Origin of the sequence: Woodsholea maritima DSM 17123, assembly GCF_000382325.1 — a bacterium.
Lineage (GTDB): Bacteria > Pseudomonadota > Alphaproteobacteria > Caulobacterales > Maricaulaceae > Woodsholea > Woodsholea maritima.
In genome coordinates this window covers 1-1,473 of the sequence record NZ_KB908068.1, presented here as the reverse complement: position 1 = coordinate 1,473, position 1,473 = coordinate 1, and the positions used below count along the sequence as shown (strand labels likewise).

Below are 1,473 nucleotides of genomic sequence, written 5' to 3'. Positions count from 1 at the left end.
TGGCGATCGAAACATCAAAGCTGAACGCGCCATTATGGGTGGGCGTATACGGCACCTGGAAGGTCACCGCCGTGCCGCCAGGCGTGATGGAAGTTCCTGTCAGCGCCGTGACCGTGCCCAAAGTGACATTGCTGGCATTATCGACCGTCAAGGCCAGACCGGTCAGGTCCGCCGTCCCGACATTGGTGATGGTATAGGTCAGCGTATCTTGAGTTGTGACCGCCTTATTGCCCAGTGCATTCGCCACACCATCAGTAAGCGCCCCACCCTGAGACGAGCTGACAGCAATATCCGGCGCACCGCCGGTGCCCGTGCCGGAGACCGCAAAGTTGAACGGGTTCTCATCCGGATCATCACTCGCGATCGAAACATCAAAGCTGAACGCGCCATTATTGGTCGGGGTGTATTGAACCTGGAAGGTTACCGCCGTACCACTTGGCGCAATGGAAGTCCCTGACAAAGCTGGAGTATTATCAATCGACACATTGCTGGCATTATTCACCGTCAAGGCCAGACCCGTCAGATTAGCCAGACCCGGATTGGTGATCGTGTAGGTCAAGGCGTCTTGCGTGGCGACAGTCTTATTACCCAGTGTGTTCGCCACACCATCGGTGAGCGCCCCGCCCTGAGACGAGCTGACCGCGATATCGGGTGACGCGCTCGCCGTACCCGAAGCGGTAATATCATAAGGGTTCTCATTGCCATCATCATTGGCAAGACTAAGCGCAAACCCAAAGCTGCCGCCCAGGGTTGGCGTATAATTGACAACCAAAGTGGTTGTCTCCCCGCCTGGTGCGACGCTCGTTGAGCCCAAGACCAGGGAATTGACCGTGATATTGGATGCACCAGAGATATTCGTGCCCACCGTCGGGGTCGTGAGCGTCAAGGTGTCGGTGCCAGAGTTCGTGATCGTATAGGTCACCGTGCTGGCTGAACCCGCCGCAGGCGTTGAGACAAAGGTATCCGTCGCGCCATCATTGACCGCACCGCTTTCAGATGAGCTGATCGCAATCTCCGGTGCGCCGCCGGTGCCTGTGCCGGAGACCGCAAAGTTGAACGGGTTCTCATCACCATCATTGCTCGCAATCGACACATCGAAGCTGAACGCGCCATTATGGGTGGGCGTATACGGTACTTGGAAGGTCACCGCCGTGCCGCCGGGCGTGATGGAAGTCCCCGTCAGCAGCGTGACCGTGCCCAAAGCGACATTGACTTCATTATCAACCGTCAAGGCCAGACCCGTCAGGTCCGCCGTCCCGACATTGGTAATGGTATAGGTCAGCGTATCTTGAGTTGTAACCGCCTTATTACCCAGCGTGTTCGCAACCCCATCGGTCAGCGCCCCGCCCTGAGACGAGCTGACGGCAATATCCGGCGCACCGCCGGTGCCTGTGCCGGAGACCACAAAGTTGAACGGGTTCTCATCCGGGTCATCGCTGGCGATCGAAACATCAAAGCTGAACGCGCCATTAT

General features: G+C 57.6%; 1 protein-coding gene. It reads right to left on the bottom strand.

What is annotated here, in order from left to right:
* The coding region (locus H151_RS16665; protein WP_019962459.1) for a beta strand repeat-containing protein at nucleotides 1-1,473 on the bottom strand (1,473 nt) is incomplete at both ends.